General features: G+C 60.3%; 11 protein-coding genes and 1 pseudogene. 7 read left to right on the top strand and 5 right to left on the bottom strand.

Annotation, left to right across the window (positions count from 1 at the left end; all coding sequences use genetic code 11):
- Together BOP93_RS11840 and BOP93_RS11835 are read right to left on the bottom strand one after the other, a co-directional pair.
- On the bottom strand, window positions 1-1,362 hold the full coding sequence (locus BOP93_RS11840; protein ID WP_237140412.1) for a M48 family metallopeptidase: 1,362 nt from the start codon (window positions 1,360-1,362) through the stop codon (window positions 1-3).
- Window positions 1,363-1,365: 3 nt separating this feature from the next.
- Window positions 1,366-1,794, bottom strand: a complete 429-nt coding sequence (locus tag BOP93_RS11835) for a hypothetical protein (protein WP_104502758.1) — start codon at window positions 1,792-1,794, stop codon at window positions 1,366-1,368.
- A 173-nt stretch (window positions 1,795-1,967) separates the two neighbouring features.
- On the opposite strand from BOP93_RS11835, the gene BOP93_RS11830 reads away from it, so the two are divergent.
- From BOP93_RS11830 to BOP93_RS28170, 3 genes and pseudogenes are all read left to right on the top strand, one after another.
- Window positions 1,968-2,915: a helix-turn-helix transcriptional regulator gene (locus BOP93_RS11830; protein ID WP_104502757.1), complete on the top strand. Its 948-nt coding sequence runs from the start codon at window positions 1,968-1,970 to the stop codon at window positions 2,913-2,915.
- A gap of 293 nt (window positions 2,916-3,208) precedes the next feature.
- Window positions 3,209-3,991: pseudogene (locus BOP93_RS28175) on the top strand (MCP four helix bundle domain-containing protein); the annotation flags it as partial.
- Window positions 3,983-4,846 (top strand): methyl-accepting chemotaxis protein, encoded by an 864-nt coding sequence (locus BOP93_RS28170; protein ID WP_430758792.1) that lies wholly within the window; start codon window positions 3,983-3,985, stop codon window positions 4,844-4,846. The pseudogene BOP93_RS28175 and the gene BOP93_RS28170, both read left to right, overlap by 9 nt.
- A gap of 332 nt (window positions 4,847-5,178) precedes the next feature.
- Here the strand turns inward: BOP93_RS28170 and BOP93_RS11820 are convergent, their stop codons facing one another.
- Window positions 5,179-5,727: a hypothetical protein gene (locus BOP93_RS11820; RefSeq protein WP_104502755.1), complete on the bottom strand. Its 549-nt coding sequence runs from the start codon at window positions 5,725-5,727 to the stop codon at window positions 5,179-5,181.
- A 150-nt stretch (window positions 5,728-5,877) separates the two neighbouring features.
- On the bottom strand, window positions 5,878-6,771 hold the full coding sequence (locus BOP93_RS11815) for a LysR family transcriptional regulator (protein ID WP_104502754.1): 894 nt from the start codon (window positions 6,769-6,771) through the stop codon (window positions 5,878-5,880).
- Between the two features lie 94 nt (window positions 6,772-6,865).
- On the opposite strand from BOP93_RS11815, the gene BOP93_RS11810 reads away from it, so the two are divergent.
- The 4 genes from BOP93_RS11810 (at window position 6,866) to BOP93_RS11795 (ending at window position 11,312) form a co-directional block, all read left to right on the top strand.
- Window positions 6,866-8,071, top strand: coding sequence for an MFS transporter (locus BOP93_RS11810; protein ID WP_104502753.1), 1,206 nt, complete (start codon window positions 6,866-6,868; stop codon window positions 8,069-8,071).
- Between the two features lie 16 nt (window positions 8,072-8,087).
- Window positions 8,088-8,474, top strand: a complete 387-nt coding sequence (locus tag BOP93_RS11805; protein WP_104502752.1) for an ester cyclase — start codon at window positions 8,088-8,090, stop codon at window positions 8,472-8,474.
- A gap of 298 nt (window positions 8,475-8,772) precedes the next feature.
- A complete protein-coding gene (locus BOP93_RS11800) occupies window positions 8,773-10,149 on the top strand; it encodes a pyridoxal-phosphate dependent enzyme (protein ID WP_104502751.1) in 1,377 nt (458 codons plus the stop codon).
- Window positions 10,146-11,312: a cystathionine gamma-synthase gene (locus BOP93_RS11795; protein WP_104502750.1), complete on the top strand. Its 1,167-nt coding sequence runs from the start codon at window positions 10,146-10,148 to the stop codon at window positions 11,310-11,312. The genes BOP93_RS11800 and BOP93_RS11795 overlap by 4 nt, the downstream gene beginning before the upstream one ends.
- 471 nt (window positions 11,313-11,783) lie before the next feature.
- Here BOP93_RS11795 and BOP93_RS11790 read toward each other — a convergent pair whose 3' ends face one another.
- Window positions 11,784-13,982: an OsmC domain/YcaO domain-containing protein gene (locus BOP93_RS11790; RefSeq protein WP_104502749.1), complete on the bottom strand. Its 2,199-nt coding sequence runs from the start codon at window positions 13,980-13,982 to the stop codon at window positions 11,784-11,786.
- Window positions 13,983-14,012 lie beyond the last annotated feature (30 nt).

Here is a 14,012-nt window from a genome sequence, read left to right as displayed (position 1 = left end):
TCATTCTCCTTGAGCGTTTGGTATCTGCGGTGATCCGGGCTGCGCGGCAGCCGGCGGCGCCGTACGGGTGAGTTGGCTGAACCAGTGTCGGTCGTGCTCGGTGGGCACGCGGGTGGCCTCGGCCAGCAGCGCCTCATCCAGCGTTACGCCCAGTTGCTGGAGGCGTAATGCCGTCGGCGGGTGTGTATCGAAAGGGTGCGCGATGGCGTGGTCCAGCGCCGCCTCGTTCAGGCGCAGCGGCGTGTGGCTCAGGTGGTCGGCCAGCGCCTGGATCAGGTTGGAGTGACGCTCGGCGAGCAGCGTGGCGATTTCACCGTCCAACGCGATCACCCGTAACAGCGCCTGGCAGAACAGACGCTCACCGCCGATATTGCCGCCCACCCGATCCGCGACCAATTCCTGAGCGCGTCCCCAGTGATGCACCGCCAGTTGAAAGTAATGCAGGAAACGTTGCGTCATCCAGATCGCCGGGCGCTCGATCCACGCCGGGTCGGCATCCTCGGCACGGATAAACGCAAAGTGCAGGCACATCAGGCTGAATTGCGCACCGATCTGGCTGCCGCGCTCGGTGTCGCGGCGGCTGAAATGGCCCAGCTCATGACCGATGATCGACGCGGTCTCGGCCTGGCTCAGGGTCGAGAGGTAGGTCAGCGGCAGGTACAGGGTACGCCCGCAGAGCAAGTCGCAGGCCGGTTGCAGGGCCACATTGACGCTGGTGACGAAAAACGATTGGTCGATGCCCACCACGATATGGTCGGGCACCGGCGCGCAGGTGGCGGTGGCCAGTTGTTCAATCCACGCCCACAAGGCCGGGGCCTTGTCACGCCCGATCCCTTGCCCCAGAAGCGCCGAGGACGGGCTATCCAGGGCATGCCATCGCTGGCGCAGACGCCCGATCAACAAACATCCCGCCCACAGCACCGCAATCAGCGGCACCGCCACCACCAGCATGAACGCGCCACCGGCCTTGAAGTGGTCCCAGCCCCAGCTCAGTTCATACACCAGGCTCAGGGCCAACGCGCCCACCAACAGCCCGGTGTACGCCACCAGCCAATGCCCCAAGGCACGCCAGCAGAGGAACAGGCGGTCGTAGAGAAAATCCCTGGACTTCAGCGCGCGCCAGGCATCCAGCCTCAGCTTGAGCCACGTCGCAGGTCCGGCCACCAACGCGGCGAGGGCCAGCCAGTAGGCCAGCCCCGCCAGCACCTGACGCACGCGCAGCCAGACGTAGTGGCTGCCCATACCCTGTGCTTCGCGCAGCACGTCATCGACCCGCCCGCCTTGCACACTGGCCCAGCCCATCAGTACCAGCGGCAGCAGCAACATCGTCAGCGGCCACGACCCCCGCGCGAAACGGCCCATGGCTCAGTTGGCCTGCAAATAGTCGGTCAGGAAAGCCTGTGCATTGCCTTGGCTGGACAGGAACTCGTCATAGCCGACGTTCAGCGCCTGCGACTCGCCAGGCAAGTACAGCTCGCCCCAACCTTGTTGCAGCACCAACACCACGAATTTCCGGCCGTCCACGGTGGTGAAATAGCGGGTGTCCTTGCTGGTCTTTTCCACGGCCATTTTCTGGATCTTCATGTTCCAGTCGTGGTCCACACCCTCCAACTGCACCAGCGCCTGATTGTCATTGCGCGCACCGATGCGCAGGGTCCAGACTTTCACGCCGCCTTCGCCAGCATAGGCCAGCACTTTTTCCGCGACTTCCGGGCGGTTTTCAGCCTGGGCGAGGCCCGCGATCACGGCCAGAACCAGGCCCAGCAGCGCTGCCCACTTGCGATACATCAACATTTATGGCTTCCTCGACAGTTCAAAGCCGAGCATTGAAATCAAAGCGCCGGCGCCTGCCAAGCGGTCCGGCCGTGGCGCACAACAATAAGGCCGTGGGTCACAACAACTGATCGGGCTACCCGATGTCGATATCATGCAACGCTGCCCACCCGCTCTGACGGACGCTTTTACCAATGGACCGCCGCAACCCCTATCTGGACACCCACTTCTGCTTCGATCACCCAGAGGCCCTGGACGAGGCCGGTGTATTCGATGCCAGCGCGCGGCAGGTCATCGGCAGCGCGATCGGCCATTACCGCGCTCAGACGGTGCGATCGCACCTGCAGTATTTCGACTGCGATTTGCAGTTCCCCGAACCGTTACGTATCCACAAGGTGCTGCCCGACAGCGTATGCATCGTGCAGGTACTGGGTGGGCAATGGCAGCATCGGGTAGACGGTCGGCTAAATGAATACACCCCCGGCGCGCCTCATGTGCTGGGCTTGAGCGAAAGCATGGAAGCCATGGACCAGATGCCCGCCGGCAGCCGTGCGCGCATGGCCGGGCTGCGCATCGGCGGCGACTACCTACGCGAACTGGCCGAAGAAGACCCGTCACTGCAATCGCTGGCCAGGCTGCTCGACGATGGCATGCACTTTTCAGAACTGCACGGCTGTCGTGTCGTCGGGCGTTTGTTCGAGCGCCTTTATCACTCGCCCTACCAGGGGACGTTGGAGCGGCTGAATCAGGAAAGCCTGAGCCTGGCCGTGCTGGTCGAGCTGGCGACGCACCTGGCGCCACAGCCGGCCAACCCTGAGACCGCGTTGCGCAGCCATTCGGACCTGGCCCACGAAGCACGCTTCAAGCTCGACGCCAACCTGATGAACCCACCCGGCACTCTGGCGCTGGCACGGGAACTGGGCGTGGGTGAAACCACCCTGAGACGCGCCTTCAGCCGGGTGTACGGCCAGTCGATGCTCGATTACGTGCGCCAACAGCGCCTGGAACTGGCCCGCAACCTGCTGCGCCAGCGCAAATGGCACGTCGCACAGATTGCCCACCGCCTGGGCTACGCCAACCCTGCCAATTTCAACCATGCGTATAAGGCGTATTTCGGCTATCCGCCAGGGGCGGAGTTCTGACGCTCGGTACGCCTGCTGTGCCGTTGAAGTAGGCAATCACCTGGATTACATTCGCTTAAAAATCTGGGTTAAATTATTTAAACCCTGTGATTTATGCATGCGCTATCGACTCGATAGAAATTCCATTGTGTTGTCTCGTTCAGCTTTTGATTATTATAAAAACCCAGCCTCCACCCTAAAAAACATCATTTACCAGGACCATAAAATAAAAATTATAGTTATGGGTTTTTCTTCAGATACAGTAATTGCACCAACCCTGCTTGGACAACCAATTAATAATTTTCGAGAACTTTATGGACGCATTACGTAGAACCAGGCTTTCCTCGCGACTCATTTCTGCATTTTTAGTGTGCGCAATGATCACCTTAGGAGTGGGATTCTTAGGCTATTCAGGTATCACTAAACAAAAAGAAGCAATAGAAGGCATTGTGAGTAATAATTTAATTTCCGTTTATAATACAGCTAATGCCCGAGCAAGTGTTTTTTCGTATTCCAGGTCTTTACACGCTGCTCTACTCTATAAGTACGCAAAAGAAGATCTTAAATTTGACGCTGCTGTTCAATCCATGTCTGAAAACGAGAAAGAGGCTGACCGACTTTTCAAGGAGTACCGACAGACTTCTCTCGCTGATGACGAGCGTGCGGCAGGTGATCAGTTCGAAAAGAACTGGCCAGCCTATTTGCAGAATGCACGCACAGCAATCGAATTAGCTAAAGCAGGTGATATTGATGGCGCTACCAAGTTTTTCCAAGAGAAAGTCTCGCCGGCATTCAAGGGAGTCAGTGATAATCTTCAAGTTATTATTGCTTCCAACTATCGCCAAAGCGGAGAGGTAGCAGATGCAGCAAAGGCAGAGACAACAAGTGCTTACTGGATATTGGGTACAGGAGTAGTAATTGCCTTCCTAGCAGCCATCGCTTTGGGACTGATTATCACACGTTCGATCACTCGACCTCTATCCATCGCGTTACGAAGCGCTGAAGAAGTGGCTGATGGTGACCTTTCTAAAAAAATTGTAATCAGTGGACGAGATGAAGTCAGTGTACTGCTGAGCGCACTCGATAAAATGCAGAATAACCTACGAACTACGGTAAGCGAAATTGGCAGCGCTGCTGACCAATTGGCCTCTGCATCTGAAGAACTAAACGCGGTTACTGAAGAAAGCTCACGCGGCTTGACGCGGCAGAATGATGAGATTCAGCAAGCTGCGACGGCGGTGAACGAAATGACTGCGGCGGTGGATGAAGTAGCCAGAAATGCGGCGGGGGCCTCTGAAGCCTCAGAGCAAACTAGCCGCAATGCGGTAGAAGGTCGTGATCAGGTACGCAGAGCTGTTAATTCAGTTGGATTGATGGCGGATGAGATTTCAAATTCAACTTCCAAGGTTGAGGTGCTTGCCACCCGCATCAACGAGATCACTAAAGTTCTTGATGTGATCAGAGCCATTGCCGAGCAGACTAACCTCTTGGCCTTGAACGCAGCCATCGAAGCGGCCAGGGCGGGGGAGCAAGGGCGTGGGTTCGCTGTTGTAGCGGATGAGGTGCGCGCGCTTGCCCATCGGACCCAAGCATCGACGGCGGACATCGAGTCGATGATGCAACAGGTGCGTTCTGGAGCTGATGAAGCCGTCTTCGCGATGAATAAAAGTAAAGAGCTGGCAGCCGATACGCGGGCGCAGTCCGTTGAGGCTGGCCAGGCTCTTGACCGAATAACTGAGGGTGTTTCTACCATCAGTGAAAGGAACCTTGTAATCGCAAGTGCCGCTGAAGAACAGGCGCAGGTTGCACGTGAGGTTGATCGTAACTTGGTCAACATTCAGGATCTTTCCACACAAACTGCAGCCGGAGCACATCAAACCAATGCCTCTAGCTACGAACTGTCGCGTTTGGCTACATCGTTTGGCGTGTTAATCAGTCGCTTTAAAGTTTGAGTAATGAGCGGTCCTTTCTGTTCCGTACATACTCGTCTCGGATAAGCCCCACTAACCGGTAAATTGCTGCCTGTCGTAAAGGGCCGGTAGCGGTCGCTTGCATGCGTCCGCTTAATCCGTGATTCAGCTACGTGTGTCGCGGTCCCATTCGATGTCGCCCTAGCTATGGAGCGCGAACGGGGTTTCCGGGATTTAGTTGCCGAAGACTGCTGGAATGAATGGCAGCGAACACGACTCTTATTGAAAAATGATCCAGCTGCATCGCACTAATACTGAGTCATAAAAGTAGCCTATGGCAGCGCAGTGATTTCGAAATGCACAGGCGTACTGAACTAAAAAACATCCAGCGCTCTACAAAGCCCTGCCTTCTCAACAGTCTCGTTTTCAGGTTTCCCCGTTGCATTCAAGCGTTGCAACGCGACCAGGCACTGGCCACTCTCCAACAGGATCAGCTCATAGTCCTCACCCACCTTCGGGGTGAAGCGAAAGCTCTGCCGGCAACTATAGGAATAGCCGCCGGAGGCGTAGCCTTCACTCTGGAAGTTCATGGCGAAAGGTTTGTCCGCCGGCACTTTCAACTCGGTACGCGCCAGCGCTTGCCCTTGCACACGGCGCTTGCTCTCGGGCATGCCCAGGCTGCGACCATTATTTTGATCGGCAAAGCCGGATTCGGAAACGGCCATCACCCCGGCGCCGGGAACGCGCCAGTCGATGCAGTCGCGGCTCGGTACGCCACGCGCCATGCCATTGGTGATGATGCGCAAGCGCGCGGTATCACCTGAGGCGGGTTCAACATAGGCCGTGGAGTAAGCACGGATGTTGGCAATGTTGCCGCAGCCGCTCATGGCTAAGGCCAGGCCTGCGATCAGAATCGTTCTCATGGAAATCCCTTTTTTATGGTTCAACGGCAGTGATATGGACTCTCACTGCGCAGTTCTTCGCCGGTCCTGGCGTCACGAATGATCACCATAGCCCCCCGAGCTTACCGACATATACCAACTATCCGCCAAGCGATACAGCCAGGGATATCGTCAACCCCCATGCCGCTCCACCAAAAAATCCACAAACGCCCTCACCCGCGCCGGCATCGCCGTGCCTCCCACAAACACCGCATGAATCGGCTCCACATCCCCCGGGTTATAAGCCTCAAGCAACGGCACCAGGTCGCCGCGTTCAAGATCCTGCGCCACGCTGAACGTCCCTACCCGCGCAATCCCCGCCCCCAGCTTCGCCAATTGCGCCAAGGCCTCGCCGCTGTTCCCCTCAATCGTCCCCGCCACCTTCAGCGAAAACTCGCGCCCGTCCATGCGAAACGGCCAGTCGGGAGCCGCCCGGCGGAAGTTGAAGCGCAGGCAGTTGTGCTCAAGTAGATCATGCGGTGTCACCGGGGTGTCGTGCCGGGCCAGGTAGTCCGGGGAAGCGACGATGACTTGGCCGGTGGAGCCGATGTGCCGGGCGGTCAAGGGGCTGTCGGGGAGTGGGCCGAAGCGGATGGCCACGTCTGCCTGGCCGCCGAGGATGTCCACCACTTCATCGCCGAGCATCAGGTCGACCACGATGGCGGGATAGCGGACGCTGAAGGCGGCGATCAGTGGGACGATGGTCATCCGGCCATGGGCCAGCGCGGCACTGACCCTGAGGCGCCCGCGCGGGGCGCCCTGGTCGGTGATGGCGGCTTCGACTTCGGCCATGTCCGCGAGGATGCGCCGGGCGCCGCGCAGGTAGGCTTCGCCTTCGGCGGTGAAGGTGATGGCGCGGGTGGTGCGCAGCAGTAGCCGGGTGCCGATGCGCTGTTCGGTGCGGGTGATGATGCGGCTGATGGACGAAGGCGTCAGCCCCAGGGCGCGCGCCGCGCCGGACAGGCTGCCGTGTTCGGCGACCAGGGTGAACACTTCCATCTCGCCTGAGCGGCCGCCCATGTCCATTTTTGCCTCCTGCGCAAAGGTGTAGTTCCCAATCGAGGGCTACTGCTGGAAAAGCCTGGATTGTAGCATTCGACACACAGATGAGGAGTCACCCATGCGTATCAATCCACCCCTTGTAGCGTTGTCCGTCGGTGCCTTTGGCATCGGGGTCACCGAGTTTGCACCCATGGGCATGTTGCCCGGTATTGCCGCCGATCTTGGCGTTTCCATTCCCGCCGCCGGGCTGTTGGTGAGCGCCTACGCCATGGGCGTGCTGATCGGTGCGCCGATCATGACGCTGGCGACGGCCAGGGTGCCGCGCCGCTATCTGCTGATCGGGCTGATGGCGATTTTCACCTTGGGTAATTTGCTGTCGGCGCTGGCGACCAATTACCAGACCTTGATGATTGCCAGGCTGGTGACGTCGCTCAATCACGGGGCGTTCTTCGGCATTGGCGCGATCGTGGCGGCGAGTGTGGTAGCGCCGGAAAAACGCGCGGGTGCGGTCGCGGCGATGTTCATGGGGCTGACGCTGGCAACCATTGGCGGTGTGCCCCTGGCAACCTGGTTTGGCGAGAACTTTGGGTGGCGTACCGCGTTCTGGGGCATCAGCGGGTTGGGTGCGGTGGTGATGGCGGCGCTATGGTGGGCATTGCCGAATGCGCCCGCGCCGAAAGGCGGCAGCCTGATGGCGGAGATTCGTGTGCTGGGTCGCGGGCCGGTGCTGGCGGCATTGGCGCTGACGGTGGTGGGTTCCAGTGCGATGTTCACGGTGTTCACTTACATCGCGCCGATTTTGCGGGATGTCACCCACGCGTCGACTAACTTCGTCACTGGCATGCTCGTGCTGTTCGGTATCGGGCTGACCCTGGGCAACGTTTGGGGCGGCAAGTCTGCGGACCGCTCGGTGGACCGCACGCTCATCACGTCGCTGGTGGTGTTGATTGCCGTGCTGCTGGCTTTCTCGGTGCTGATGCAATGGCCGCTGCCTGCCGCGCTGTCGATCCTGCTGTGGGGCGCCGCCAGCTTTGCCCTGGTGCCGCCGTTGCAGATGCGCGTGATGGAGGCGGCTAAAGCTGCACCCAACCTGGCCTCGGCAATGAATATCGGTGCCTTCAATTTCGGCAACGCGATTGGCGCGGCAGTGGGCGGCGCGGTGATCAACGCCGGGCTCGGCTATCCGGCCATTTCTTTGGCCGGTGCGTTGATGGCAGGGCTGGGTTTGCTGATGGTGCTCGGGTTGGGGTGGCGTTCGCGGCGTAAGGGTTCACGCACTTGCGCAGGCATCCATTTGCCGACAATAGTGGATGAGCGCGTTTAACCGAAGAGAGTAGCCCATGACCCGCGACCAACTCGCCAGCTTCTACAAACGCTATATCGATTGTCTGAATCGCCAGGATTGGCGGCACCTGGGTGATTTTGTCCATTCGGATGTCACCTACAACGCAAGCCCGGTCGGCCTGGCGGGTTACCGGGCGATGCTGGAGCGGGACTTCCGGGAAATTCCCGACCTGGTGTTCCGCATTCAGTTGCTGGTTGCCGACCCGCCGACAGTCGCCAGTCGGCTGAACTTTCGGGCCAGCCCCAGGGGTGAATTTTTCGGCCTGCCGATCAATGGCAGGACGGTGGTGTTCGACGAGAACGTGTTCTATGAATGCGTCGACGGGAAATTTGCTCACGTCTGGTCGGTGATTGACAAGGCCGCGATCGCCCAGCAGTTGTGAGAAAACACGCGCCGGCTTTGTGGGAGCGCTCGAGCCTTGGCGAGGCCGCGATGGCGGTGGGTCAGGTGACCTGAATGCCAGCAGTGCCGCCGCCATCGCGGCCTCGCCAAGGCTCGTGCGCTCCCACAGTTGATCTGCATCGCAATCCCGATTTTGCGCTGTCCCATCGCTCATGCGCCAAAAAAAGTCATGCATCGGACCGCCCGGTTGCGAGCCTGGCGATACCGGCCTATGTTTCAAGCCATGCTGTGATTTGCTGTGCCCCGCCCTGTGCCCATCCCGCAACCCAGGTGACGACATGCCTACCCTCTCCCGCCCCGCCGTACTTGAACTGATTGGTAACACGCCGCTGGTCAAGGTCAGCCGCTTCGATACCGGGCCTTGCACGCTGTTTCTCAAGCTTGAATCGCAAAACCCCGGCGGTTCCATCAAGGACCGTATCGGCCTGGCCATGATCGACGCCGCCGAGCGCGACGGCCGCCTGTGCCCTGGCGGCACCATTATCGAAGCCACCGCCGGCAACACCGGCCTGGGCCTGGCGCTGGTCGGTCGGGCCAAGGGCTATCGGGTGGTGCTGGTGGTGCCGGACAAGATGTCCACGGAAAAAGTGCTGCACCTCAAGGCCATGGGCGCCGAGGTGCATATCACCCGTTCCGATGTGGGCAAGGGCCATCCCGAGTATTATCAGGACGTGGCCGCGCGCCTGGCCAAGGATATTCCGGGCTCGTTCTTTGCCGACCAGTTCAACAACCCGGCCAACCCGCTGGCCCATGAAACCAGCACCGCACCGGAGATCTGGGCGCAGACCCAGCATGATGTCGATGCGATTGTGGTGGGCGTCGGCTCGGCCGGCACCCTCACCGGCCTGACCCGCTTTTTCAAGCGCGTGCAGCCCGAACTGGCCATGGTGCTCGCCGATCCGGTGGGTTCGGTGATGGCCGAGTACAGCCGCAGCGGTCGGCTTGAAACTCCGGGTTCCTGGGCCGTGGAGGGCATCGGCGAGGATTTCATTCCGTCGATTGCCGACCTGTCCAGCGTGCGCCACGCCTACTCCATCAGCGATGAAGAAAGCTTCGACCATGCCCGCCAATTGCTCAAGGCCGAGGGCATTCTTGGCGGTTCGTCCACCGGTACCCTGCTCGCCGCCGCGCTGCGCTATTGCCGCGAGCAAACCGAGCCCAAGCGCGTGGTGACGTTCGTGTGCGACACCGGCACGCGCTACCTGTCCAAGGTCTACAACGACCAATGGATGAACGACGCAGGGCTGTTGCAGTACAAGCAGTACGGCGACCTGCGCGACCTGATCGCCCGTCGCTTCGAAGATGGCCGGGTGATCAGCGTCAGCCCTGACGATACCCTGCTCACCGCCTTCCAGCGCATGCGCCTGGCGGATGTCTCGCAACTGCCGGTATTGATCGACGGCAAGCAACTGGCGGGCGTTATCGATGAGTCCGATCTGCTGCTGGGCCTGCATCAGGACGCCGCGCACTTTTCCATGAGCGTGGCCAGCGCCATGACCCGCACCCCGCGCACCCTGGCTCCCAGTGCCAGCCTTGCGGACCTGCAGGCGGAGCTGGATCGCGGCCTCGTCGCCATTATTGCCGACGCCTCGGGCTTCCATGGCCTGATCACCCGCGTCGACCTGCTCAACCATCTACGGAGATCCCTTGCATGAGCCAGCCCGATAAAAGCGCGTTCGCCACCCGTGTGATCCATGCCGGACAGTCCCCCGACCCGACCACGGGCGCGCTGATGCCGCCGATCTATGCCAACTCCACCTACCTGCAAGACAGCCCTGGCGTGCACAAAGGCTTCGACTACGGCCGCTCCCACAACCCCACGCGCTTTGCGCTGGAGCGTTGCGTGGCCGACCTTGAAGGCGGCACTCAGGCCTTCGCGTTTGCCTCGGGGCTGGCGGCGATTTCCACGGTGCTGGAGTTGCTCGATGCCGGTGCGCACATCGTCTCCGGCAATGACCTGTACGGCGGCAGCTTCCGCCTGTTCGACAAGGTGCGCCAGCGCAGCGCCGGCCACCGGTTCAGCTACGTAGACCTGAGTGATTTATCGGCCTTCGAAGCGGCGCTGCAAGACGACACGCGCATGGTCTGGGTCGAAACGCCGAGCAACCCGCTGCTCAGCCTCACCGACCTCAGCGCCATTGCCCGCGTGTGCCGTGCGCGCGGCATTCTGTGCGTGGCCGACAACACCTTCGCCAGCCCGTGGATCCAGCGCCCGCTGGAGCTGGGGTGCGATATCGTCGTGCACTCCACCACCAAGTACCTGAACGGCCACTCGGACGTGATCGGCGGCATCGCCGTTGTTGGCGACAACCCGGAATTGGCCGAACGCCTGGGCTTTCTGCAAAATTCGGTGGGCGCCATCGCCGGGCCCTTCGATGCATTCCTCACCCTGCGCGGCGTGAAAACCCTGGCCCTGCGCATGGAGCGCCATTGCAGCAACGCGCTGGAACTGGCGACCTGGCTGGAACAGCAGTCGCAGGTGGCGCGGGTGCACTACCCAGGCTTGAAATCCCACCCGCAGCACGATCTGGCCAAACGGCAGATGCGCGGGTTTGGCGGGATGATTTCGGTGGACCTGAACAGCGACCTGGCGGGCGCCACACGCTTTCTGGAAAACGTAAAAATCTTCGCCCTGGCCGAGAGTCTGGGTGGCGTGGAAAGCCTGATCGAACATCCGGCGATCATGACCCACGCGAGCATCCCGGCAGCGACGCGGGCGCAGTTGGGGATTGGTGATGGGTTGGTGCGTTTGTCGGTGGGGGTTGAGGATGTGGAAGATCTGCGCGCAGATTTGGCCCAAGCCCTGGCACACATCTAAAGTCAGGCATCAATCAAATGTGGGAGGGGGCTTGCTCCCGATGGCGGTGTGTCAGTCAGCTTACTGGCAACTGACCCACCGCTATCGGGGGCAAGCCCCTCCCACATTGGTTGTGGTAATCAGCTAACGTTAGGCGGCGCGGGCGGATCTGGCCACAGGCCCACACATCTAACTTCAAACACCAATCAAACTGTGGGAGGGGGCTGGCCCCCGATGGCGGTGGATCAGTCAGCTTGTTGGCAGCTGACCCACCGCTATCGGGGGCAAGCCCCCTCCCACACTGGTTGTGCTAATCGGCCCGAGGTTAGGCGGCGCGGGCAGATCTGGCCCCAGGCCCTGGTACACATCTAAAGTCAGAAATCGATCAAATGTGGGAGGGGGCTTGCCCCCGATGGCGGTGTATCAGCCAGCTTGTTGGCAACTGACCCACCGCTATCGGGGGCAAGCCCCCTCCCACATTGGTTGTGCTAATCAGGCCTGGGTGATGTTGGCCCGTGCGCTGTGCAGCTTCTTGTAGCTGTCGATCAAGCGCAAATGCCGGTCCAGCCCTTCCAGCTTCATGCTGGTCGGTGTCAGCCCGTAGAAGCGCACACTGCCCTCGACCGAGCCGATCACTGCGTCCATGCGCTCATTGCCGAACATGCGCCGGAAGTTGGCTTCGTAGTCGGCCAGTTCCAGGTCGTCGTCCAGTTCCATTTCCAGCACCGCATTCATCGCCTGGTAGAACAGCCCACGCTCGACGGTGTTGTCGTTGTACTGCAGGAACATTTCCACGCATTCCTTGGCCTCTTCATACTGCTTCAACGCCAGGAAGATCAGCAGTTTCAATTCCAGGATGGTCAGTTGCCCCCACGCGGTGTTGTCGTCGAACTCGATGCCGATCAGGGTGGTGATGTCGGTGTAGTCGTCCAGCTCGCTTTCGATCAGACGCTCGACCAAGGCCTGCAATGCGCCCTCATCAAGGCGGTGCAGGTTGAGGATGTCTTCGCGGAAAAACAGCGCCTTGTTGGTGTTGTCCCAGATCAGGTCGTCCACCGGGTAGATTTCCGAATAATCCGGCACCAGGATGCGGCAGGCCGTGGCGCCCAGGTGTTGGTAAACCGCCATGTACGACTCTTTGCCCATGCCTTCCAGGATGCCGAACAGCGTCGCGGCCTCCTGGACATTGGAGTCTTCGCCATGGCCGGAGAAGTCCCACTCGACGAACTCGTAGTCCGACCGGGCGCTGAAGAAGCGCCACGACACCACACCGCTGGAGTCGATAAAGTGCTCGACGAAGTTGTTCGGCTCGGTGACCGCCTGGCCTTCGAAGGTCGGCTGCGGCAAGTCGTTCAAACCTTCGAAACTGCGACCTTGCAGCAGTTCGGTGAGGCTGCGCTCCAGCGCCACTTCAAAGCTTGGGTGCGCGCCGAACGAGGCGAATACACCGCCGGTGCGCGGGTTCATCAGGGTCACGCACATCACCGGGAATTCACCGCCCAGGGACGCATCCTTGACCAGCACCGGGAAGCCCTGGGCCTCCAGGCCTTCAATACCGGCGAGGATGCCAGGGTATTTGGCCAACACGTCGGCGGGTACGTCCGGCAGGGCAAACTCGCCTTCGATGATTTCGCGCTTCACCGCCCGCTCGAAAATCTCCGACAGGCACTGCACCTGGGCTTCGGCCAAGGTGTTGCCGGCGCTCATGCCGTTGCTCAGGTAGAGGTTTTCGATCAGGTTGGAGGGGAAATACACCACCTCGCCATCGGACTGACGCACAAACGGCAGCGAGACAATGCCCCGCGCTTCGTTACCCGAGTTGGTGTCGAACAGGTGCGAACCGCGCAGCTCGCCTTCGCGGTCGTAGACCTTGCGGCAGTAGGCGTCGAGGATCTCGCTCGGCAGTTCGTCGTTCGGGCCCGGCTGGAACCAGCGCTCATCCGGGTAATGCACGAACGGTGCATTGGCCAGCTCTTCGCCCCAGAACTGATCGTTGTAGAAGAAGTTGCAGTTGAGCCGCTCGATAAACTCGCCCAGTGCCGACGCCAGCGCGCCCTCCTTGGTCGCGCCCTTGCCGTTGGTGAAACACATCGGCGAGTGGGCATCGCGCACATGCAGCGACCAGACATTGGGCACGATATTGCGCCACGAGGCGATCTCGATCTTCATGCCCAGGCGCGCGAGGATCGCCGACATATTGGCAATGGTCTGCTCCAGCGGCAGGTCTTTGCCGGCGATGTAAGTGCCCGCCTCCGACGTCGAGTTCGGCATCAACAACGCCTGGGCGTCGGCGTCGAGGTTGTCCACTTGCTCGATCACAAACTCCGGTCCGGCCTGCACTACTTTTTTCACGGTGCAACGGTCGATGGAACGCAGGATGCCCTGGCGGTCCTTGTCGGAAATGTCCGCCGGCAGCTCGACCTGGATCTTGAAGATCTGGTTGTAGCGGTTTTCCGGGTCGACGATGTTGTTCTGCGACAGGCGAATATTCTCGGTGGGAATATTGCGCGTGGCGCAGTACAGCTTCACGAAGTACGCCGCACACAACGCCGACGAAGCCAGGAAATAATCGAATGGCCCCGGCGCCGAACCGTCGCCCTTGTAGCGAATCGGCTGGTCGGCAATCACCGTGAAATCATCGAACTTGGCTTCAAGCCGAAGGTTGTCGAGAAAGTTGACCTTAATTTCCATGCGGGCACACCAGAATAACGGGCTAAACAA

The sequence above is a fragment of the Pseudomonas orientalis genome, assembly GCF_002934065.1.
Taxonomy (GTDB): domain Bacteria; phylum Pseudomonadota; class Gammaproteobacteria; order Pseudomonadales; family Pseudomonadaceae; genus Aquipseudomonas; species Aquipseudomonas orientalis_A.
This window is presented reverse-complemented; position numbering and strand designations above follow the sequence as displayed.

Bases quoted from the DNA above. Each gene is read 5' to 3' on its own strand.
- BOP93_RS11830 (WP_104502757.1), top strand. From the start codon at position 1,968: ATGGACCGCCGCAACCCCTATCTGGACACCCACTTCTGCTTCGATCAC.
- BOP93_RS11795 (WP_104502750.1), top strand. From the start codon at position 10,146: ATGAGCCAGCCCGATAAAAGCGCGTTCGCCACCCGTGTGATCCATGCC.
- BOP93_RS11800 (WP_104502751.1), top strand. From the start codon at position 8,773: ATGCCTACCCTCTCCCGCCCCGCCGTACTTGAACTGATTGGTAACACG.
- BOP93_RS11790 (WP_104502749.1), bottom strand. From the start codon at position 13,982: ATGGAAATTAAGGTCAACTTTCTCGACAACCTTCGGCTTGAAGCCAAG.
- BOP93_RS11820 (WP_104502755.1), bottom strand. From the start codon at position 5,727: ATGAGAACGATTCTGATCGCAGGCCTGGCCTTAGCCATGAGCGGCTGC.
- BOP93_RS11815 (WP_104502754.1), bottom strand. From the start codon at position 6,771: ATGGACATGGGCGGCCGCTCAGGCGAGATGGAAGTGTTCACCCTGGTC.
- BOP93_RS28170 (WP_430758792.1), top strand. From the start codon at position 3,983: ATGCAGAATAACCTACGAACTACGGTAAGCGAAATTGGCAGCGCTGCT.
- BOP93_RS11840 (WP_237140412.1), bottom strand. From the start codon at position 1,362: ATGGGCCGTTTCGCGCGGGGGTCGTGGCCGCTGACGATGTTGCTGCTG.
- BOP93_RS11805 (WP_104502752.1), top strand. From the start codon at position 8,088: ATGACCCGCGACCAACTCGCCAGCTTCTACAAACGCTATATCGATTGT.
- BOP93_RS11810 (WP_104502753.1), top strand. From the start codon at position 6,866: ATGCGTATCAATCCACCCCTTGTAGCGTTGTCCGTCGGTGCCTTTGGC.
- BOP93_RS11835 (WP_104502758.1), bottom strand. From the start codon at position 1,794: ATGTTGATGTATCGCAAGTGGGCAGCGCTGCTGGGCCTGGTTCTGGCC.